Genomic DNA, 20,209 nt, shown 5'->3' with positions numbered 1-20,209 from the left:
ATTGCCTTCCCAGCTTAGCGATATTAACCGGGTTAATTTATTAACCATTTTATCAGGAAAAAATCAGCGGTATGGGCTGACAGCATTGCACTGGCAATGAAACCCAGGACAAGAGCACCGGAGATAATTAACAAAGGCTCAAGCAGGGCCATAACAATGATGCAGGTCTGGCTCATTCCCAGCGTCTGATAAAGCTGTATTTCCTGTTTTCGTTCCTGGAGGTTGCGGGTCAATGCATAAAAAAGGGTCAGCAGGCACAACCCGAGCGTGACAAACGATATGAATATCAGACTGACCGCTGCCCTGTTCAGATAGTTATAAAGTAGCTCCAGTTCTCTGGCTGGCATCGCGGCGGTTATCGCCAGGCCTTGTTCCGTGGCTGATTGAGTCAGGCTTTTTTCAAGCGCCAGAAGGGCCATACGGTCCTGCAGTTTGATATCGATAAAAGAGATATCATCAGGACTTGACCAGCTCGGCGTATTGCCTTTTACGTATGATTTTCTTGCGGTTATCAAACCTTCAATCGGGATATAGATACTGTCATCCTGATGGGTATTCTGCCGTGGCAAAACACCAGCGATGGTAAATAGCTCTTTGTACTCTTGTTCTGGCCCTGGTTCGCTGCCATCGCCAATGGTTATCTGATCGTTGACTTGGTAACCAAGGGTATTGGCGATGTTTATCCCGATATAAGCAGCCATCGGGTGATTTGCAGGGTTGGCTGAATGTCGAGTCAATCGCGCAATCCCTTTGGCGCTGGTACCAATAACGGTGATTCCCCGATGGGTTTCGCCATAGGCATAAGGAATGGCGTATTCAATCTCCGGGTGGCTTATCAGCTTATTCAGCAGGCTCAGGCTCATTTGTGGTGGTGGTGAGCCCACATGGAATAGCGAGAACAGAACCAGGGGCATGGCCGGTGTTTCTTTACTGATGATAAGGTCGCTTTCCAGTGAATAGCGATCAATACTTTCAATCATTTGTTGCTTGATACCTTTAAACAGAAACACAAGGTAAAAGCCAAAGGCCAGAACCAGCAGCATGGTCAGCGTGTTTTTTTTCCGATAGTTCATGCTCTTCATGGCATGCTGAAAGGTCAGTAATGCAGTACTGAGCCAGTTGATGTTTACCATAGCCTGGCCACCTGTTGTGAATGGTTGATGTCTGACATATCAATACAGCGGTCAAATCCCGGGTAAGGGGTATGGTCAACACAGATCAATGTCTGTTCATGTTCTCTGGTGCTTTTCAGCAGCATGTCATACAGGGTTGTTCGCGCCTGCGGGTCCAGTGCTGATGCGGCTTCATCGGCCAGAATCAGCGGGGGGGAGCCTATCAGAGCCCGGGCAATAGCGACCCGTTGTTGTTGACCAGTGCTCAGCATACCGGTGCTTTGGCGCAGGAGTTCGGGGTTCTCCATGTTGAGTGCGGCCATCAGCTGGTAGGCCTCGTAATTCGCCGTGGTTTTCCGGTCTGCCAGTCGCTGCTGGCGCCACCTGGATAAACGACAGGGTAGTAAAATATTTTCCAGCGGATTCAGATAGGGAATCAATGTTGGCTGCTGGAAAATATAACCCACCTGCCCGGCTCGAAAGGTTTCCCGTTCGGATCTGGACAGGCTGTCAATTTGCTGGCCAAGTATGTCAATTCTGCCACTGTCGGGTAGGAGTAACCCGGTCAGCAGTTGCAGTAGCGTGGTCTTGCCAGAGCCGTTCAACCCGGTAATCTGCAGGCGTTCACCGTTCTTTACCGTAAACAGTGGTATCGACAGGCAGCTTTGCTTTCCTCTGCTTAATTCAAGCTTTTCTACGGTAACTGCCTGACTCATACATGGCCCTCTTTCAATACACCGCTTTTTTTAATCGTTAAAAAAATCCGGAAGGAAATCACTCTTTGCTGGTTGCTTCTGCAACTGAACCTCCTGCTGTTTCTGACTTAGCTGCTGTTTACTTTGCCAGTTGTCACTGACCAGCCAGACGCTGGTGTGCTTTAAATCAGGTATTGCTTCGAAAGCCAGGAATGTGAAGTGAGACAGGTTTTCCGGGTGCTGACATTCATATTCGAGATAGCCGTTGATTTCACTGAGCTGTGCTGCCAGCAATTCCGCCTTGAGATCAGGGCTGTCTTCCGGTTCAACAAGAAACTGCTTTTGCGTTTGCCGACACTGCGCATCGTCCGGGAGGGTAACCAGAGGGGTAAATTCTTGCAGAGACCGGGCCAGAGCACCGGGCGGTAGTGTTGTGATCGTGCTCGCGGCCTCCGGGGAGATGGAGAGGAACAGGTTAAGGGTATCCTGTTGCAGGTTAACATCCAGCAGCATGGATGCTGGTTCATAAGCCCGATGGATATTTTGTCCAATGGCGCGGTCTTTCCCATGGCTTGACGTTATCGCGACGGTCAGGCTCAGTATAAGGCAGGCAGTCACTGCTTTGTGGTGAATGTTCATGGGCAGCGTTCCTGAAGGTATCGCTTTCCAGCATCAATCAGTCCGGTATCGTTGAGAAAGTTGCGACCAATCAATAACTGTTGAGGAAAATTGCTGCGACTGATTAAGGACATTTCTACAATCCGGGTAATCCGGCCTACTTTTACGGTGTTTCGGACAACCGCTCGCTCACTGGGCGCACCTTTATGGGTGATTATTCTGGCTACCCGGCTGACCGGTTGATGCATGGGGGTTTTCTGGCGGCTTTCCCGGTGAACGAAATCGTAGTAAACCCAGCGATAGCCATTTCTTTTAATATGCATGCGGATATTACGGGCATCCAGGGCCGTGGTTGTCGCACCACTGTCAACCAATGATGCGACCTTATGTTGATTTATATTGACCAGCGTGGCGTTTTCCAGATAGCCAAACAGCGGCCGACCGTTAGCGGTGCAGGGTTGGCTGGCTACCGGGGTCGACAGCGACAAACCTGAAAAGAAGACCACGGTAATGAACCGTAACAGCCGTCCTGATGGCTGCGTGGATGGGGATTTGATGGTCCTGTTCATAGCTCTGATAACCGCTTTGCTCTGTTCAGCATTTATCTGAAAGCTATCGGCTATTTAGGTGACGATTTGATGGGTGGCTTTCTCCACAAAGGCTTTGTGATTGATGTATTGCCTTGTCGTTTAACATGCAGGCATTTTTTATCCGACACAGTTTGTCTATTTAAGGGAATTCGTAGTTAAATACAGACTTTTAATTTCCGTTGCGACCGAGAAATGACCAAGCTTCCCTGCTTCAAGGCATACGATATCCGTGGCCGCCTGCCGGATGAACTTAATGAAGATATTGCTTACCGCATAGGGCGGGCCTATGGCGAGCACCTTAAACCGAAGGATGTCGTTGTTGGTGGCGATAGCCGCCTGACCAGTGAAGCCCTGAAACACTCATTGTCTGAAGGCCTGCGTGATGCCGGGGTCAATGTGCTGGATATTGGCCTGTCCGGTACCGAAGAGATCTATTTTGCCACATTCCACCTGGGGGTTGATGGCGGAGTTCAGGTGACGGCCAGTCACAACCCCATTGACTACAACGGTATGAAACTGGTGCAGGCCGGTGCGCAACCCATCAGTGGCGATAACGGCTTGCGGGAGATTCAGCAACGGGCAGAAGAGAACCGGTTTGGGGAGCCTGCGGCACGACGGGGCGGCTACAAGAAAATCTCTGTTCTGGATGATTATATCAGCCACGTTCTGGAGTATATCCAGGCTGACAGTCTCAAGCCAATGAAACTGGTGGTCAATGCCGGTAACGGTGCAGCAGGGCATGTGGTGGATGCTATCGAGGAACGATTCCGGGCGGCCGGTGTGCCGGTAGAGTTTATCAAAGTCCTGCACGAGCCGGATGGTCGCTTTCCCCGGGGTATTCCTAATCCTTTACTGCCAGAGTGTCGTCAGACGACGGTAGACGCCGTTCTGGAACATCAGGCCGATATGGGCATCGCCTGGGATGGCGACTTCGATCGCTGCTTCCTGTTTGATGAACAGGGACAGTTTATCGAAGGGTATTATATTGTCGGGTTATTGGGGGAGGCATTCCTGGCCCACAACCCTGCGGCAAAAATCATCCATGACCCCAGGCTGACCTGGAACACCATCGATCAGGTAAAAGCGGCAGGTGGTGAACCGGTGCTGTGCAAAACCGGTCACGCCTTTATCAAGCAGCGGATGCGCCGGGAAGATGCGGTTTATGGTGGCGAGATGAGTGCCCATCATTATTTCCGCGACTTTGCCTATTGTGACTCCGGCATGATTCCCTGGCTGCTGGTCGCTGAGTTGATTTCCAGAAAGGGTCAGCCTTTGTCAGCGCTGGTCAGTGAGCGGATCGCCATGTTCCCGTCGTCTGGTGAAATTAACAGCCAATTGACAGATCCTCAGGCCGCTATAGAGCGTGTGCTGGCGCATTATCAGCAAGATGCGCTGGAAATTGATAACACCGATGGCATCTCCCTGGATATGGGGCAATGGCGCTTTAACCTGCGACTGTCCAATACCGAGCCAGTGATTCGTCTGAATGTAGAAAGTCGTGGCGATGAGGTGTTGATGCAGGAAAAAACTGCCGAGCTGCTGAAGCTGATTCGTGACTGATATTTTCAAGAGACTGCTCATTAAGGAGCAGTCTCTTCATTTGAGTTGGATAAATAAAGAGCCTTAAATGATCAAGAAATGCCTTTTTCCGGCAGCAGGCTATGGTACCCGGTTCCTGCCAGCCACCAAGTCCATGCCCAAGGAGATGATGCCCATCGTCAGCAAACCGCTGATTGAGTATGGCGTTGAAGAGGCACTGCAGGCCGGTATGTCGGATATCTGCATTGTCACCGGACGGGGCAAGCGCTCGCTGGAAGATCACTTTGATGTGAACTACGAGCTGGAGCATCAGATTTCCGGTACGGACAAGGAAAGCCTGCTGTCCGATATCCGCAGCGTGATCGATCAGTGTACCTTCTCCTACACCCGTCAGCGTGAGATGAAGGGACTTGGCCATGCGGTATTAACCGGGCAGACGCTGATTGGCGACCAGCCATTCGGCATGGTGCTGGCGGATGATCTCTGCATCAATCTCGGAGGGCCCGGCGTTCTGGCCCAGATGGCGCAACTCTATAAGCAGTTCCGTTGCAGTATTGTTGCGGTGCAGGAAGTGCCGGAAGATGAAGTGCATAAATATGGGGTGATCGCTGGCCAGCACATTTCAGAAGATCTGATCCGGGTTGAGAATATGGTGGAAAAACCCGCCAGAGAAGATGCGCCCAGTAATCTTGCTATCATTGGCCGCTATATTCTTACACCGGACATCTTTGACCTGATTCATGATACCCAGCCGGGTAAGGGTGGCGAGATTCAGATTACCGATGCTTTGATGGCTCAGGCGCAGCGAGGCTGTGTCATGGCTTATAAGTTCAAGGGTGAGCGTTTTGACTGTGGCAGTATTGAGGGCTTTATTGAGGCTACCAACTATTGTTACGACCATTTGTACCGTTAAAAAAGGTTCGCTCAATCTCCTCTTTGGTCAGCTGAATCACACCACACCGGCAATTCCAGCCATTGGGTGGATAGTGGGTCTGTCAGAGTGGGGCGTCTACCGGGCGGTGCTGCTGATGCTCTGCCCGGGTGTGGTGCTCTTCCACGGTGCCATACATCAAATAGGGGGCAGTTTTGCTGTTGGCTCTGGAGGAAACTTTGAAAACATGAAATCAGCCAGCCGCATTGGCGTAAGCCCAGATTTTCGGCTATCGATTACCAGAGCCAAATTCCGGATCTGGAAAAAGTGGAGTCAGCAGTCTTTCGCACTCTGCATGGCCTTCTTTGCGGGCGTCGTCCCGGGGCGTCAAGCCGCCGTTACTTTTTATACTGATGATAATGCCGGGAGCTTTAAGTAACGCTTTGATGGACCCTGCCTGGCCAAATTGGGCAGCGCAGTGCAGGGGCGTGAAACCCTTGGTTGTTTTCGCATTGACGTCAATGCCTGTGGCGTTCAATAAAAGCGCGATGCACTCTACGTTGTCTTTTATGGCGGCCCAGTGCAGGGCCGTAAAGCCCCCAGATGGTGCCATATTGACATCAATGCCTTTGGCGTCCAATAACACCATGGCGCATTCTGTATGGCCAAATTGGACAGCGCAGCTCAGGGGCGTGAAGCCTTCTTCAGTCGTCACATTGATGTCAATGCGGTCATCGGTCAATAACGCCGAGATGCACCCTGCATGACCTTGTATGGCAGCCCAGTGCAGGGGCGTAAAATCTGAAGACGATTTCACATTGACGTCAATGTCTTCGGCGGTCAGTAATGCCTTGATGCACTCTGCGTGGCCTTGTGCGACAGCACAGTACAGGGGCGTATAGCCATCGTCATTCTGCACATTGACGTCAATGCCATCGGCGGTCAATAACGGCCTGACACACACTACGTGGCCTTGTGAGGCAGCACAGTGCAGGGGCGTCAAGCCATAGTTATCCTTCACATTGACGTCAATGCCATCGGCGGTCAATAACGGCCTGACACACACTACGTGGCCTTGTGAGGCAGCACAGTGCAGGGGCGTCAAGCCATCGTTATCCTTCACATTGACGTCAATGCCATCGGCGGTCAATAACGGCCTGACACACACTACGTAGCCTTGTGAGGCAGCACAGTGCAGGGGCGTCAAGCCATCGTTATCCTTCACATTGACGTCAATGCCGTCGATGGCCAGTAACGCCCTGACGAACGCTACATGCCCGTTTTCGGCAGCGATGTGCAGGGGCGTCGAGCCATCGATATTTTTCTGGTTAACCTGCGGGTTGCCGAGTTTCAACAGGTATTCCAATCCAGGCAAATTACCGGAACTTGCAAAGCACGCCAGGGGGCTGCCCAGTTCATCGTTCAAGAAGCTGGTCAATTGATCACAATGACCGGTTAACAGAAGATTGGACAGGGTTTCTGCCTGCCTCAGAATAAGTGCCTTTTTGAACAGTCGCCGACAATCATTGGGTGTCAGTAACTTTTTGATATCCTCGTGGGAAAAATCAGAGACCTGCCAGCTGGCCAGGCGTGATGTGATTGACAAAACATTTATTCCCTGTTGTTGAAGTCCCAATAAAACCGGTTTCAGCAGAGGTGTATCGATCAGCCAGTCCAGTACGCCTGGAGTAATGAAAGTTGTACCAGAGGCAAAATGATCAACTACACATTGGTATAACGTTTCTTTAAAAGTGTCATCGTGTTTAATCAGCTTGTCACTGAGTTGGTTGGCAAGTGCCCTGGTCACCATCGCTGGTATTTTACCAAGCTGTTCGATGGTGGTGTGTTGCAGGAAAAACGAGGCAATATGCCAGGCCTTATCGGTTTGCTCCATTGCCTGGGTGAGCAGGGCATAAATGGTGGTTTCAGGCCAGGTTGAGAAATCAATGGACATTAAATGAGGCAATGTCAGGGTGGTGTGATTACTCGCATCAAAAGTACACGACAGCCCCGTTGGCAAGTACTGGTCATGATTAAATACCCAGAAGAAAAGCTGGTTGATGGTGCCGATATGCCAGGCCGAATCGACAGCTGAAGGGATAGTGGCGAACACCTGGGCTGATGATTCACAGAAATGGTTGGCTACCCAGGCCAGTAACTTTTCCCGATACCGGCCAAGGTAATAGTTGCCATTGCCTGTTTCTTCGATGACGGCCCTGAGATCAAGGGACTGTTCTCCGCTTGTTTGCAGTAGATGATTGACTGGTTTAAAGAGCGTGCTTTCAAGCGTACCCGTTCTGTCTGAAGTCAGTTCAAAGGGAGCAATAACGTCGGTTTCCCATGCCTGTACACCCAGTTTTTTCAGGGTTGCACTGAGCTGGTCAGACCACCCGGACGAGAGTTTACGCAGGATGGTACAGGCATTGACTGACAGTGGTGCAGCAGCAAGAAATCGCCGGGTAAGGTCATCACCCAGATTGGTCGGTGCCAGTGGGTCAACGATATGAGGAAGCCCCAGAGGCTCACAGAAAAGATTGTGCAAGCTGTGTTCCCAGTGAACCTCGATGCCTGGTGATATATCAACCAACCTCTCCCGTTGCAGCTCAAGCAGGAAAGACTGGATAAATTGATCAAACAGCTCACTCCTGACCTTGAAGAGCTTCCCGCCCAGCCCTCCCCGGGAGGCTTCCAAATTAAGAAAACTCCGGGTAAAGCGGCCGTGAATACCGGGAGGGCACTCCTGAATATCGCTCAGGCAGTCATGAAGTATCCCTGCGATGTAATTTTGGTTGTCAACATTTGGATCGTGTTGTTGATCCCTGAGCTGAATGACTAGCTGTCGAATCTGGAAGCGTGTCTCACGATACAGGGCGAGCAGGCTGTTTTTAAGATGTTCAGGCGGTGATTCCAGTTTCTCATGAAAAATATCTATTGATATATCGTATTGATGATTAACGTAGGGGTGTACCAGTTGTTTCATCTCCTCAATATCATTCAGGAAACGGGTTTTTATCTCAGGAAAGGCAGCATGGGTTTCCAGTTCCTCGTAACAATGAACCCCGGGCAATTCAATATATTCTGGCTGCTGGGCAGCCGTTGGTATTGGTGGCTTTTCAGAAGCAGTATCTGGTTGCCAGGGTTGGAAAAGTATCGAGTTGATTTCTGTATTTAACGAAAGCATGAATTTATCCATGTCCTATTTATTTTGGACATATTTGATTGCAAAATAGTGGAAAAGTTGCATGTAAATGGTTTGCATTGATCTGATTGATGATCACCCCTGAGCCATGGCCGCAGGGATAGCTTTCGTTGGATGCGACACCAATCCTGAAAACCGGGGCCATATCTTTCTGAAGGTGGCGGCGAACCTGCCCAGCCATAAAAAAAGGGGCCGGTATTCACAAAATACCGGCCCCTTCGCTTGCAAGGGTTTGTCTTGTAATAAATGCTGCCTAACAGCTTCTGACAACCGCAAAGTCCGCAAGGTCCGCCATAGCATTGCGATACTCGCCTTCAGGTAGCAGGTTCAGGCAGCGTTTTGCCTTGGCTGTGTATTCCCGGGCTTTAGCCGCAGTGTACTGAAGTGCTCCACAGCTGCGAACCGCTTCCACAACGGCTGCAATATTGTCCCGGCCACCTTGCTCAATCGCTTCCCTAACCAGCGCTTTCTGTTCGCTGGTACCATGTTTCAGGGTGTAAATCAGCGGCAATGTCGGTTTGCCTTCTGCCAGATCATCCCCGAGGTTTTTACCCATGGTTTCAGAATCGCCCTCATAGTCCAGCAGATCATCCACCAGCTGGAAGGCAATGCCGAGGTAATTACCGTAGTTAGCCATATCTTTTTCCAGTTCCGGGCTGGCTTTGCTCAGCACGGCAGCCGTCTGGCTGGAGGCCTGGAACAGCATGGCGGTTTTGCAGCGAATGACTTCCATGTAGTCATCTTCGGTAACATCAGCATCATTGATGTTCATCAGCTGCATAACCTCACCCTCGGCAATGACATTGGTGGCGTCCGCCAGAATATGCAGCAGCTTGAAGCTCTCCAGCCCTACCATCATCTGGAATGCGCGGGAATAGAGAAAATCACCCACCAGAACGCTGGGCGCGTTGCCCCACAGGGCATTCGCCGTGTCTCTGCCACGGCGCAGGTCTGACTGATCCACTACATCGTCATGCAGCAGGGTGGCGGTGTGCAGGAATTCAATAATGGCGGCCAGTGGCACATGGTTGTAGTCATTGTAACCGCAGGCCCGGGCAGTCAGCAGTACCAGCAATGGGCGTAGCCGCTTGCCACCGGACTTAATGATGTATTCACTGATTTTGCTGACCAGGGCGACGTCAGAGTGCAACTGCTCGTGAATGCACTCGTTCACCCTGCGGAAATCGTCGTGGACTGCGATCTGAAAAGAGGCTTGTTGTTTGTCCGGCATCTGGCTTATTTGGTGGGGCGAAATTGGGCATCGTATTTAGTGCTACTGCAACTGTCAATAGCAGCCGGTGATGAAGGCACTTATACAGGGTCTTTGCAGGGTGCTTACTTATTTCGGCGAAACAGGCAGCAGGCCTCCTGACCCCTTTCACCGGGCAGGGCAGGATAAAATGCCAACAGGTCTTGCCAGTGAGGCTTGACTCCCTTAAAATTTGCGCCCCTATCTGAGAATCCGGTGCGGTGTGCCGCTTTGTCATGGATTGCTGATCAATAGCTGGTTTCAGCTGCCCTTCAGCTCATGAGGTGCCGCCCATCCCTGATGGTAACTGAAAGGCCGTACTGGTCTTGTTGGAGCCGTCAGCTTCTTTAATAGCCGTCAGCTTCAAAAGAAGTGGTTTTTAGATAGCTAAAAATTCCACCATGCCTTTCCAGGGTCGGTGGATGCCTTTGACAAAGAGGCTCTTAAGGATTTTCGGAGATCAAATCATGTACGCAGTTATCAGAACTGGTGGTAAGCAGTACCGCGTTACCGAAGGAGAAATCCTGAAGGTAGAAAAACTGAGCAACGCCGCTGGCGAAAGTCTGGAAATCAACGACGTTCTGATGATCGCCAATGGCGAAGAACTGAAAGTTGGTGCTCCAGTGGTTGAAGGTGCCAAGGTTACTGCTGAAGTTGTCAGCCATGGCCGTGGTCCAAAAATCAAGATCATCAAGTTCAAGCGTCGTAAGCATCACCGCAAGCAGATGGGCCATCGTCAGTGGTTCACTGAGCTGAAGATCACCGGAATTGCCGGTTAATTATTGCTGACAGGTTTTTTTTAAACCTGTTGAATACTTCTGGAGGCTGTCCGAGAATAGCGCCCGTAGCGAGGACGGCAGAAAATTGAGGATAAAAATTCGGTTTTGTGAGGTGAATAGCGGGGCTATTTGCCGAACAAAAGCGAATTTTTAGACCAATTTGCTGTCGCCGCAGTAGGGCAGTCTATTCTCGGACAGCCTCCTGGGACGGTCTCTGGTGTGGTAGCCGGCGACAGGTCCGGGATAAAAGGAGAGCAAGATGGCTCACAAAAAAGCTGGCGGTAGTACCCGCAACGGTCGCGATTCAGAAAGTAAACGCCTTGGTGTCAAAATCTTTGGTGGTCAGGCTATCCAGGCGGGTGCCATCATCGTTCGTCAGCGTGGTACCAAGTTCCACGCTGGTGCTAACGTAGGCATCGGTAAGGACCACACCCTGTTCGCCAAGGCCGACGGTAAAGTCGTGTTTGAAGTGAAGGGTCCTAAAAAGCGTAAGTATGTCAGCGTAGCTGCTGCATAATGGCGTTCGGGTTGTCAGTGATTATCTGATGATTGCTGACGGCTCACCCTGAAAGCCCCGCTATCGCGGGGCTTTTGTTTATCTATTGGCCGGACAGTGCCTACAGGTAAGCCCTGAAATCTATTAAGGGTTTACCTGCAGGCATTGGCAGATGACTGGTTACGCTGCAATTATGGTTGCAGGAGAGTGGCGCAATGAAGTTTGTAGATGAAGCGACAATCACGGTTCAGGCGGGTAAAGGTGGTAATGGCTGCCTGAGCTTTCGCCGTGAAAAATTTATTGAAAAAGGCGGCCCCGATGGTGGCGACGGTGGTGATGGTGGCAGCATCTATGTGATTGCTGACAATGACCTGAATACCCTGGTGGATTACCGCTACCAGAAGCACTACCAGGCACAGAACGGTGAGCCGGGTCGGGGCCGTAACTGTACCGGTGCCAAAGGTGCGGATATCGAGCTGAAAGTGCCGGTGGGCACCACGGTTGTGGATAACGAGACGGAAGAAGTTATCTGCGATCTGACCCATGTTGGTGAGCGCGTCAAGGTCGCCCAGGGTGGCTTCCATGGGTTGGGGAATACCCGTTACAAATCCAGTGTCAACCGTGCGCCGAGACAGACCAGCCCGGGTTCTGAAGGCGAGCGCCGGGATCTGCGCCTTGAGCTTAAGGTGATTGCCGATATAGGTCTGCTGGGTATGCCCAATGCGGGCAAGTCTACGTTTATTCGTGCCGTATCCCAGGCTCGGCCAAAGGTGGCTGATTATCCATTTACTACCTTGGTTCCAAATCTGGGTGTGGTGGCGGTGGATCGTCATCGTGGCTTTGTTATTGCCGATATTCCCGGTCTGATTGAGGGCGCTGCTGAGGGGGCTGGCCTCGGTATTCGCTTCCTCAAGCATTTGGCCCGATGCCGTATTCTGCTGCACCTTGTTGATGTGGCACCTTATGATGACACCGATCCGGCGGAGTCTGCCAAGGCGATCATTCATGAATTAGAACAGTTCAGTGAAACCCTGGCGAACCGGGATCGCTGGCTGGTGTTGAATAAAGTCGATTTGCTGCCCGAAGATCAGCGTGAAGCTGTCTGCCAGCATATTATCAAGGAGCTGAACTGGACTGGCCCTGTTTACCAGACATCCGCTATTGCTGGTCTGGGCACCGGGATTCTTTGTCAGAACATCATGAGCTTTATCGAAGAGCGAACGCTGGAACAAAGTGAAGATGCAGAGCTGGCCAGACAGGAAGAAGAGCGGCTGAGCAAGATGGAATCGGAGGCTCGCATGCGTATGCGGGAGCTGGCCGAAGAGCGTCGTGCTCGTCGGGCGGCAAAAAAAGCGGCGGATAACGATGACGACGACGATGATGACGATCATGATGTCGAGGTGTTCTACGTATGAGTGAACGCAACCGCTTGCAGGCAGCCCGGCGCTGGGTGATCAAAATTGGCAGTGCGCTGTTAACCAATGAAGGTCAGGGTCTGGATCTTGATCGCATGGACGCCTGGGTGACGCAGATGTGTCAACTGCGTGATCAGGGCGTGGAGGTCGTGCTGGTCTCTTCCGGTGCGGTTGCTGCGGGCATGGAAAAGCTGGGCTGGATGGAGCGGCCAACAGCGCTGCATCAGCTGCAGGCGGCGGCGGCGGTGGGTCAGGCACGCCTGGTGCAGGCCTGGGAGGCTGGTTTTCAGAAGTATGGTGTGCAGCCTGCTCAGGTACTGTTGACTCACGATGACCACAGTAATCGCCGACGTTATCTGAATGCCCGGAGTACCCTGAAAACCCTGTTGGAAATGGGGGTGGTACCGGTCATCAATGAAAATGACACGGTTGTGACTGATGAACTTCGCTTTGGCGATAACGATACGCTGGCAGCGCTGGTGGCCAACCAGGTGGAAGCGGATGTTCTGGTGATTCTGACGGATCAGGACGGCCTGTTTACCGCCGACCCAAGAACCAACCCTGATGCCAGGCTGATGCATGAAGTGCGTGCCGGGGATGAGTCCCTGGATGCCATGGCGGGTGGTGGCAGTGGTCGCCTGGGGCGTGGCGGCATGCAAACCAAGTTGCGCGCATCCCGCCAGGCGGCTGCCTCCGGCTGTGCGACGGTGATTGTTGGTGGTCGTGCGGACAGTGTGATTACCCGGGTGTTTGCCGGTGAAGAGCTGGGGACCCTGCTGCTTCCGGATCAGGAACCAATGGCGGCACGCAAGCAGTGGCTCCAGGGGCATCTGAAAACCGCCGGTGAACTGGTGCTGGATGCCGGTGCTGTCCGGGTATTGAAGGAGCAGGGTAAGAGCCTGTTGCCGGTAGGGGTAAAAGCGCTGAGAGGCCGCTTCCAGCGTGGTGAGATGGTTACCTGCCTGGATGAAAACGGCAATGAAGTGGCTCGTGGGTTGATCAATTACGGTGCCAGTGAAGCGGAACGCATTATTGGCAAGCCCAGTCATCAGATTAAGGCGTTGTTAGGCTATCAGCGAGAGCCTGAGTTGCTGCACCGGGATAATATGGTGCTTGCGTCTTGATCGTATAGATACAAAAAAACCGGCAAATGCCGGTTTTTTTGTATCCTGACAACGCGCAGTGGTTGTCTGTCTCAGCGAGGCTCAGGCAGTTGCCAGGGCCTTGATCTGAGCGTTCAAACGGCTCTTGTGACGAGCAGCCTTGTTCTTGTGGATGATGCCCTTGTCGGCCATACGGTCGATCACAGGTACCGCTGCAGTGAAGGCAGCTTTAGCGGCTTCAACGTCTCTGGTGTCGATCGCCTTGATCACCTTCTTGATAGAAGTGCGAACCATGGAACGCAGGCTGGCGTTGTGCTGACGACGGTTTTCAGCCTGACGGGCGCGCTTGCGTGCAGAAGGAGAGTTTGCCATTTCGGTGCTCCTGGAAATTCAATTTCGTTCGGGTTGTCTCAGGGCGGCTTTGGGGCACCCTGCATGGAATAGGTTGTTTGCCGCAGTTACTGGCAATGCCCCGGGTAAGACATTGTCAGCCCATATCCCACTTTCATTTAGCTCAGGGCTTTATCCAGCTCAGGGCTATACCTGGCTCAAGGCTGTATCTGGGCTCAAGGCTATTTAGCCGCCGAACTATGCCGACTCAGGCCGGTCTTGTCAATACGGCATACTGCCTGCAGGGCTTTAAATCTGCCGGACTGTGGCGTTTTTTGACGGTCCGGAAGGTGACACTGTTTTTGGGCAAAACCAGCGATTTTCACAATATATGTGGCAATCGCAATTACCTTGGATATGATTGGCTGTTTATTCTTATGCTTTTACATTCAATTGCAACATGAGTGATTCCGATAACAGCCCGCCAGCCAATCAGCCTGAATCGAAAAAATCCGGATTGCTGAGATCCAGCCTGGTGGTGGGGATAATGACCATGCTCTCCCGGGTACTCGGTCTGGCCAGGGATGTGGTGGTTGCTGGCTACTTTGGTTCGACAGCCTCAGCGGATGCCTTTTTTGTGGCGTTCAAAATCCCGAATTTTCTTCGTCGCCTGTTTGCTGAAGGGGCGTTTTCTCAGGCCTTTGTGCCGGTGTTGTCGGAATATCGTTCTAAACGAACCTTTGACGATGTCCGCGAACTGGTCAGCCGCGTAAGTGGAACCCTGGCAGGGATATTGCTGCTGGTGACGGTTGTGGGTGTTTTGGCGGCTCCGATATTGATCCGGCTGTTTGCTCCGGGCTTTATCAATGAACCGGCAAAACTGGCACTTGCCGGTGACATGCTGCGGATTACTTTTCCTTACCTGCTGTTGATTTCCCTGACCGCGCTGGCGGGCTCAATCCTGAATACCTATGGGCGATTTGCAGTACCGGCATTTACTCCCGTGTTGCTGAATCTGAGTTTGATTGGCTCAACGCTTCTGCTAACGCCCTATTTTGATCAGCCGGTTATGGCGCTGGCCTGGGGAGTAGCGATTGCGGGTATTTCCCAACTGTTGCTGCAGATGCCATTTCTATTGCAGATTCGCCTTCTGCCCATGCCTCAATGGGGGCCTCAACATGAGGGCAGCCGTAGAATCATGACACTGATGGTGCCGGCGCTGTTCGGGGTTTCTGTCAGTCAGATCAACCTGCTGCTGGATACGGTGCTGGCCTCTTTCCTGCAAACGGGCAGTGTCTCCTGGCTGTATTACTCTGACCGCTTATCCGAGCTGCCACTGGGCGTGTTTGGTATCGCCATTGCCACGGTGATTCTGCCCAGCCTCTCGGCCAGGCATGCGGAAGCAAACGATGGGCATTTCTCCAGAACACTGGATTGGGCTATTCGTCTGGTATTGCTGATTGGTGTACCGGCGGCAGTTGCGCTGTTTATTCTGGCCGGGCCATTAATCGCGACCCTGTTTGACTATGGCGAGATGACGGACCGTGATGTACTGATGTCCGCCATGAGTTTGCAGGCCTACTCTCTTGGCTTGATTGCTTTCATGTTGATCAAAGTGCTGGCACCTGGTTATTTTGCCCGTCAGGACACCAAAACGCCGGTAAAAATTGCCATTATCGCGATGGTTGCGAATATGGTGTTTAACCTGATTCTGGTATTCCCCCTGCAACATGCCGGGCTGGCACTGGCCACAACTATGTCGGCTTTTCTGAATGCGGGCTTGCTGTATCGTGGTTTGCGACGGTCCCGGGTTTATCAGCCTGCCAGTGGCTGGCTGGTTTATTTTGCCCGGCTGCTGGCTGCTAACCTGGTGATGGCGGCTGCGCTGATCTGGCTGGCCGAAGATATTGGACAATGGCTGGCCTGGTCACTATGGGAGCGAGTATCCCAGACTGGCCTGCTGGTCCTGTCCGGAATGGCGGTTTACATCGGTGTGCTTTTGCTCAGTGGTGTCAGGCCCGGGCAATTCAGGCATTAACTGTTTTTCCATAATTTTCCCGGCTGCTTTCCCAACTCAGTGACCCATGGAACCGGCTGGGGTATACTGCCCGGCTTCATCGTCAACATTTTTTCAACAATGGTTGAATACAGGAAGTAAGGGAGTCCGAGCCCCTCCATGCAGTTGATCCGCGGGTTGCACAATATCAGGCCAGAACATCAGAGATGCGTGGCCACCATCGGGAATTTTGATGGTGTGCATGTGGGCCACAGGACAATTCTTGAGGCCCTGAAACAACAGGCGTTTGAGCTGGACGCCAGGGTATGCGTTATCACCTTTGAGCCCCAGCCCAGGGAGTATTTTCAGGTTGATGCACCCGCGAGGCTGTCCAGCCTGCGGGAGAAACTGGCGCTGCTGGCGGAAAATCATGTGGATCAGGTGCTCTGTCTGCCTTTCAATGACCGGCTGCGCGGCCTCAGTGCTGATGATTTTGTCTTCCGGGCACTGGTTGAAGGTCTGGATATTCGCTACCTGATTGTGGGTGATGACTTTCGCTACGGCTGTGACCGCAAAGGCGATTTTACCCATCTGGAACTGATGGGTGAGCGCTACGGTTTTGAAGTCTGTGATACCCAGACCGTATTAATGCAGCAAGGGCGTATCAGCAGTACCCGCATTCGTGATGCGCTGGCGGAAAATAAGTTTTCCGAAGCGGAACATATGCTGGGCAGACCATTTACCATGATTGGCCGGGTAGTAAAGGGGCAGCAGCTGGGCAGAACCCTGGGCTTCCCCACGGCGAACATCAGGGTATGTCGTCGACGTCTGCCTTTGCGGGGTGTGTTTGCTGTTCGTACACTGGTGGATGGACATCGTTTTAATGCGGTTGCCAACCTGGGCGTCAGGCCATCGGTATCCGGCGTTAAACCGCTGCTGGAAGTCCATATGCTCGACTTCAAGGGGGATCTGTATGATCAGACCCTGCGGGTAGAGTTTGTTGAAAAGATCAGGGATGAACAGAAATTTGAATCGCTTGAAGCCTTGCGGGCAGCGATTGCCAATGATATTGAAACAGCCCGCAAGCTTTTTTAAATAACCCGCAGGCTTTTTAAATAAATAGCTGTGATGAATCGTCCGTAGAGGTTCCGGTAAACAACTTATGTCTTCTGAAAAGTCCGACTACAAGCATACATTGAATTTGCCGCAGACCGATTTTCCGATGCGCGGCAATTTGGCCCAGCGTGAGCCACAAATGCTCAAGCGCTGGTATGACATGGATCTCTACGAAGAAATTCGCAAGATCAGCCAGGGACGGGAAAAGTTTATTCTCCATGATGGCCCTCCCTATGCCAATGGTGATATCCACATCGGCCATGCCGTTAACAAGATCCTGAAGGATATTATCGTTAAAGCCAAAACACTCGATGGCTACGATGCTCCTTACGTTCCGGGCTGGGACTGCCATGGCCTGCCGATTGAGCATAAGGTCGAAGGTATGCTCGGCAAGGCCGGCGATAAAGTGGATTTCAAAACCTTCCGCAAAAAGTGCCGTGAATACGCCGCCAAGCAGGTGGATGGCCAGCGTGAAGACTTCAAGCGCATGGGGGTGTTTGGTGATTGGGACAAGCCATACCTGACCATGGACTTTCAGACCGAAGCTGACATCATCCGTTCCCTTGGCAAAATTGCTGCCAATGGCCACCTGGTCAAAGGCTATAAACCGGTTTACTGGAGTGTTGTCGGTGGCTCTGCTCTGGCGGAAGCAGAAGTTGAGTATCAGGATAAAACCTCTACCCAGATTGACGTGCGTTACGCTGCCATTGATGAAGCCGATCTGTTAAGCGCGTTTACTTTTGAAGGTGGCTCTTCAGTAGAGAAAGGTGAAGGCGAAGTTGCCGTTGTTATCTGGACGACAACGCCATGGACTCTGCCATCCTCCCAGGCGGTCAGCATGGGGGGCGAGTTGGATTATGCCCTGGTGCAGTGTCAGGTGAATGGTGAACCTGCCCGTCTGGTTCTTGCTGAAGCCCTGGTAGCCAGTGCCATGCAGCGTTATGGCATTGAAGACTACACGATCATTGCCCGGGCAAAGGGCGCAGCGTTTGAAAACAAGAAAGTTGCCCATCCATTCTATGACCGGGAACTGCCGCTGATACTGGGTGACCACGTCACCATTGACGCGGGTACCGGTAATGTTCATACGGCACCTGACCACGGTGTTGATGACTTTAATGTGGGGCGTCACTACGGTATCGGTACCCTGAACTATCTGGACGACAGTGGTTATTACCGTGCCAACGTAGAACTGTTTGCCGGTGAGCACGTTTACAAGGTTGACCCGAAAGTGGTTGAGGTTCTGGTTGAGAAAGGTCGACTGCTGGCTCAGGAGAAACTGACGCACAGCTACCCTCACTGCTGGCGTACCAAAACACCGCTGATTTTCCGTGCCACGCCTCAGTGGTTTATCAGCATGACCAAAGAACACCTGCTGGATACCGCTATGGATTCCCTGAAAGGTGTCGTGTTTACCCCCGAGTGGGGCCGTAACCGGATGGAAGCCATGCTGGGCCAGAGCCCGGACTGGTGTATCTCCCGTCAGCGTACCTGGGGTGTACCGATCGCGCTGTTTATCCATAAAGAGACCGAAGAGCTGCATCCGGAAACTCAGGCACTGATCGAACAAGTCGCGCTGAAAGTTGAGCAGGAGGGGATGGACGCCTGGTTTGATCTGGAACCTGCGGATATGCTCGGTGCTGAAGATGCTGAGCAGTATGTGAAAGTGACCGATACTCTGGATGTCTGGTTTGATTCCGGTGTTACTCACTATTCGGTGATCGAGCGACGTGATGGGCTGCAATTCCCCGCAGACCTCTATCTGGAAGGTTCTGACCAGCACCGTGGCTGGTTCCAGTCGTCCCTGAAAACCAGTATTGCCATGCAGGGTGTGCCACCCTACAAAGGCCTGCTGACCCATGGCTTCACCGTGGATGCCAATGGCCGGAAGATGTCCAAGTCGCTGGGTAATGTGATTGCTCCCCAGAAGGTCTTCAAGTCTCTGGGCGCGGATATCCTGCGTCTCTGGGTCTCTGCCACAGACTATACCTCAGAAATGACCGTTTCTGATGATATCCTCAAGCGCACGGCAGACAGCTATCGTCGTATTCGTAATACCGCACGCTTCCTGTTGTCCAACCTCACCGGTTTCAACCCAGAAACCGATGCGGTTGCCTGGGAGGATATGCTGTCACTGGATAAGTGGGCTGTGGATCGTACCCTGAGACTGCAAAATGAAGTGGTGGATGCGTACAACAGCTACAACTTCCTTTCGGTCTACCAGAAAGTTCACAATTTCTGCTCACTGGATCTGGGTGGTTTCTATCTGGATATCATCAAGGACCGTCAGTATACCACTGCGCAGAACAGTCTGGCCCGTCGCAGCTGTCAAACTGCGATGTACCGTATCATCGAGGCCTTTGTCCGCTGGATGGCACCCATCACCAGCTTTACCGCCGACGAAATCTGGGAAGCGATGCCCGGGCAGCGTGGAGCATCTGTTTTCCTGGAAACCTGGTACGAAGGGCTGAACAGTCTGGAGGGTGATGAGCTGGGCCGTGAGTTCTGGAATACGATTCTGGACGTGAAGACGGCAGTGAACAAAGCCCTCGAAGATGCCCGTGTGGCTGGAACCATCGGTGGCTCTCTGGAAGCGGAAGTGACTCTGTTTGCCGATGAGGCGCTGACAGAAAAACTGAACCGTCTGGGTAATGAGTTGCGGTTTGTGCTAATTACCTCTGCGGCTACCGTTAAGCCTCTGGCGGATGCGGGTGATGCTGCGGCTACTGAACTGGCAGGACTCAAAGTGCTGGTTGAGAAGTCCGGGCACAAGAAGTGCGAGCGTTGCTGGCATCGCCGCGAAGATGTCGGGACCATTGCTGAACATCCGGAGCTTTGTGGCCGTTGTGTCGCAAACGTAGAAGGCAGTGGCGAACAGCGGCAATTTGCCTGATACCAGGAGGCTGTTCGAGAATAGACTGCCCTACTGCGGTGGCAGCAAATTGGTCTAAAAATTCCGTTTTGTTCGGCAAATAGCCCCGCTATTCACCTCACAAAACGGAATTTTTATCCTCAATTTTCTGCCATCCTCGCTACGGGCGCTATTCTCGGGTAGCCTCCTGGCTTTTGCCATAAAAAATACCCGGTCAGTGCCGGGTATT

At 52.3% G+C, this 20,209-nt stretch carries 16 protein-coding genes; 9 read left to right on the top strand and 7 right to left on the bottom strand.

The window, feature by feature from the left end; all coding sequences use genetic code 11:
* Nucleotides 1-32: 32 nt before the first annotated feature.
* The 4 genes from J7439_RS08180 to J7439_RS08165 are packed head-to-tail and all read right to left on the bottom strand — an operon-like array spanning nucleotide 33 to nucleotide 2,994.
* Nucleotides 33-1,133, bottom strand: coding sequence for an ABC transporter permease (locus J7439_RS08180; RefSeq protein ID WP_209201337.1), 1,101 nt, complete (start codon nucleotides 1,131-1,133; stop codon nucleotides 33-35).
* The gene (locus tag J7439_RS08175; RefSeq protein ID WP_209201336.1) at nucleotides 1,127-1,828 is read right to left on the bottom strand and encodes an ATP-binding cassette domain-containing protein; all 702 of its coding nucleotides are present in this window, start codon (nucleotides 1,826-1,828) and stop codon (nucleotides 1,127-1,129) included. Before J7439_RS08175 ends, J7439_RS08180 begins: the two co-directional genes overlap by 7 nt.
* A 30-nt stretch (nucleotides 1,829-1,858) precedes the next feature.
* On the bottom strand, nucleotides 1,859-2,446 hold the full coding sequence (locus J7439_RS08170) for a ZrgA family zinc uptake protein (RefSeq protein WP_209201335.1): 588 nt from the start codon (nucleotides 2,444-2,446) through the stop codon (nucleotides 1,859-1,861).
* Nucleotides 2,443-2,994, bottom strand: coding sequence for a putative ATP-dependent zinc protease (locus J7439_RS08165; RefSeq protein WP_209201334.1), 552 nt, complete (start codon nucleotides 2,992-2,994; stop codon nucleotides 2,443-2,445). Before J7439_RS08165 ends, J7439_RS08170 begins: the two co-directional genes overlap by 4 nt.
* Before the next feature lie 213 nt (nucleotides 2,995-3,207).
* Between J7439_RS08165 and J7439_RS08160 the strand changes: the two genes are divergently transcribed.
* Nucleotides 3,208-4,575 (top strand): phosphohexomutase domain-containing protein, encoded by a 1,368-nt coding sequence (locus J7439_RS08160; RefSeq protein ID WP_209201333.1) that lies wholly within the window; start codon nucleotides 3,208-3,210, stop codon nucleotides 4,573-4,575.
* Nucleotides 4,576-4,642: 67 nt separating this feature from the next.
* A complete protein-coding gene (gene galU / locus J7439_RS08155; protein ID WP_209201332.1) occupies nucleotides 4,643-5,467 on the top strand; it encodes a UTP--glucose-1-phosphate uridylyltransferase GalU in 825 nt (274 codons plus the stop codon).
* A 247-nt stretch (nucleotides 5,468-5,714) separates the two neighbouring features.
* Here galU and J7439_RS08150 read toward each other — a convergent pair whose 3' ends face one another.
* Both J7439_RS08150 and ispB read right to left on the bottom strand, forming a co-directional pair.
* The gene (locus J7439_RS08150) at nucleotides 5,715-8,606 is read right to left on the bottom strand and encodes an ankyrin repeat domain-containing protein (RefSeq protein WP_209201331.1); all 2,892 of its coding nucleotides are present in this window, start codon (nucleotides 8,604-8,606) and stop codon (nucleotides 5,715-5,717) included.
* Nucleotides 8,607-8,877: 271 nt separating this feature from the next.
* On the bottom strand, nucleotides 8,878-9,855 hold the full coding sequence (gene ispB, locus J7439_RS08145) for an octaprenyl diphosphate synthase (RefSeq protein ID WP_209201330.1): 978 nt from the start codon (nucleotides 9,853-9,855) through the stop codon (nucleotides 8,878-8,880).
* Between the two features lie 485 nt (nucleotides 9,856-10,340).
* Here ispB and rplU point away from each other — a divergent pair, with 485 nt between their 5' ends.
* From rplU to proB, 4 genes are all read left to right on the top strand, one after another.
* Nucleotides 10,341-10,652 carry a 50S ribosomal protein L21 gene (gene rplU, locus J7439_RS08140; protein WP_209201329.1) on the top strand — a complete coding sequence of 104 codons (312 nt, stop codon included), beginning with the start codon at nucleotides 10,341-10,343 and terminating at the stop codon, nucleotides 10,650-10,652.
* Nucleotides 10,653-10,911: 259 nt separating this feature from the next.
* Entirely contained in the window at nucleotides 10,912-11,169 is a 258-nt protein-coding gene (gene rpmA / locus J7439_RS08135; protein ID WP_020581555.1) for a 50S ribosomal protein L27, read from the top strand.
* Between the two features lie 194 nt (nucleotides 11,170-11,363).
* Nucleotides 11,364-12,563 (top strand): Obg family GTPase CgtA, encoded by a 1,200-nt coding sequence (gene cgtA / locus J7439_RS08130; RefSeq protein WP_209201328.1) that lies wholly within the window; start codon nucleotides 11,364-11,366, stop codon nucleotides 12,561-12,563.
* A complete protein-coding gene (proB, locus tag J7439_RS08125; protein WP_209201327.1) occupies nucleotides 12,560-13,687 on the top strand; it encodes a glutamate 5-kinase in 1,128 nt (375 codons plus the stop codon). Before cgtA ends, proB begins: the two co-directional genes overlap by 4 nt.
* Before the next feature lie 81 nt (nucleotides 13,688-13,768).
* Here the strand turns inward: proB and rpsT are convergent, their stop codons facing one another.
* On the bottom strand, nucleotides 13,769-14,038 hold the full coding sequence (rpsT, locus tag J7439_RS08120) for a 30S ribosomal protein S20 (RefSeq protein WP_101748329.1): 270 nt from the start codon (nucleotides 14,036-14,038) through the stop codon (nucleotides 13,769-13,771).
* A 418-nt stretch (nucleotides 14,039-14,456) separates the two neighbouring features.
* Here rpsT and murJ point away from each other — a divergent pair, with 418 nt between their 5' ends.
* The 3 genes from murJ to ileS all read left to right on the top strand — a co-directional run bounded on the left by murJ (nucleotide 14,457) and on the right by ileS (nucleotide 20,001).
* Nucleotides 14,457-16,034: a murein biosynthesis integral membrane protein MurJ gene (gene murJ, locus J7439_RS08115; protein ID WP_209201326.1), complete on the top strand. Its 1,578-nt coding sequence runs from the start codon at nucleotides 14,457-14,459 to the stop codon at nucleotides 16,032-16,034.
* A 138-nt stretch (nucleotides 16,035-16,172) separates the two neighbouring features.
* Complete coding sequence (gene ribF, locus J7439_RS08110) at nucleotides 16,173-17,087, top strand: bifunctional riboflavin kinase/FAD synthetase (RefSeq protein WP_209201325.1); 915 nt, start codon at nucleotides 16,173-16,175, stop codon at nucleotides 17,085-17,087.
* A 67-nt stretch (nucleotides 17,088-17,154) separates the two neighbouring features.
* Complete coding sequence (gene ileS, locus J7439_RS08105; protein ID WP_209201324.1) at nucleotides 17,155-20,001, top strand: isoleucine--tRNA ligase; 2,847 nt, start codon at nucleotides 17,155-17,157, stop codon at nucleotides 19,999-20,001.
* Nucleotides 20,002-20,209 lie beyond the last annotated feature (208 nt).

Origin of the sequence: Salinisphaera sp. G21_0 (genome assembly GCF_017744115.1) — a bacterium.
Classification (GTDB): Bacteria; Pseudomonadota; Gammaproteobacteria; order Pseudomonadales; family Endozoicomonadaceae; genus Endozoicomonas.
This window is presented reverse-complemented; position numbering and strand designations above follow the sequence as displayed.

Excerpts from the sequence above, each read along its gene's own strand:
- ribF (WP_209201325.1), top strand. The coding sequence starts at position 16,173 with ATGCAGTTGATCCGCGGGTTGCACAATATCAGGCCAGAACATCAGAGA.
- J7439_RS08165 (WP_209201334.1), bottom strand. The coding sequence starts at position 2,994 with ATGAACAGGACCATCAAATCCCCATCCACGCAGCCATCAGGACGGCTG.
- proB (WP_209201327.1), top strand. The coding sequence starts at position 12,560 with ATGAGTGAACGCAACCGCTTGCAGGCAGCCCGGCGCTGGGTGATCAAA.
- murJ (WP_209201326.1), top strand. The coding sequence starts at position 14,457 with ATGAGTGATTCCGATAACAGCCCGCCAGCCAATCAGCCTGAATCGAAA.
- galU (WP_209201332.1), top strand. The coding sequence starts at position 4,643 with ATGATCAAGAAATGCCTTTTTCCGGCAGCAGGCTATGGTACCCGGTTC.
- J7439_RS08180 (WP_209201337.1), bottom strand. The coding sequence starts at position 1,133 with ATGGTAAACATCAACTGGCTCAGTACTGCATTACTGACCTTTCAGCAT.
- ispB (WP_209201330.1), bottom strand. The coding sequence starts at position 9,855 with ATGCCGGACAAACAACAAGCCTCTTTTCAGATCGCAGTCCACGACGAT.
- rplU (WP_209201329.1), top strand. The coding sequence starts at position 10,341 with ATGTACGCAGTTATCAGAACTGGTGGTAAGCAGTACCGCGTTACCGAA.
- cgtA (WP_209201328.1), top strand. The coding sequence starts at position 11,364 with ATGAAGTTTGTAGATGAAGCGACAATCACGGTTCAGGCGGGTAAAGGT.
- J7439_RS08160 (WP_209201333.1), top strand. The coding sequence starts at position 3,208 with ATGACCAAGCTTCCCTGCTTCAAGGCATACGATATCCGTGGCCGCCTG.
- ileS (WP_209201324.1), top strand. The coding sequence starts at position 17,155 with ATGTCTTCTGAAAAGTCCGACTACAAGCATACATTGAATTTGCCGCAG.
- rpmA (WP_020581555.1), top strand. The coding sequence starts at position 10,912 with ATGGCTCACAAAAAAGCTGGCGGTAGTACCCGCAACGGTCGCGATTCA.
- J7439_RS08150 (WP_209201331.1), bottom strand. The coding sequence starts at position 8,606 with ATGCTTTCGTTAAATACAGAAATCAACTCGATACTTTTCCAACCCTGG.
- J7439_RS08170 (WP_209201335.1), bottom strand. The coding sequence starts at position 2,446 with ATGAACATTCACCACAAAGCAGTGACTGCCTGCCTTATACTGAGCCTG.
- J7439_RS08175 (WP_209201336.1), bottom strand. The coding sequence starts at position 1,828 with ATGAGTCAGGCAGTTACCGTAGAAAAGCTTGAATTAAGCAGAGGAAAG.
- rpsT (WP_101748329.1), bottom strand. The coding sequence starts at position 14,038 with ATGGCAAACTCTCCTTCTGCACGCAAGCGCGCCCGTCAGGCTGAAAAC.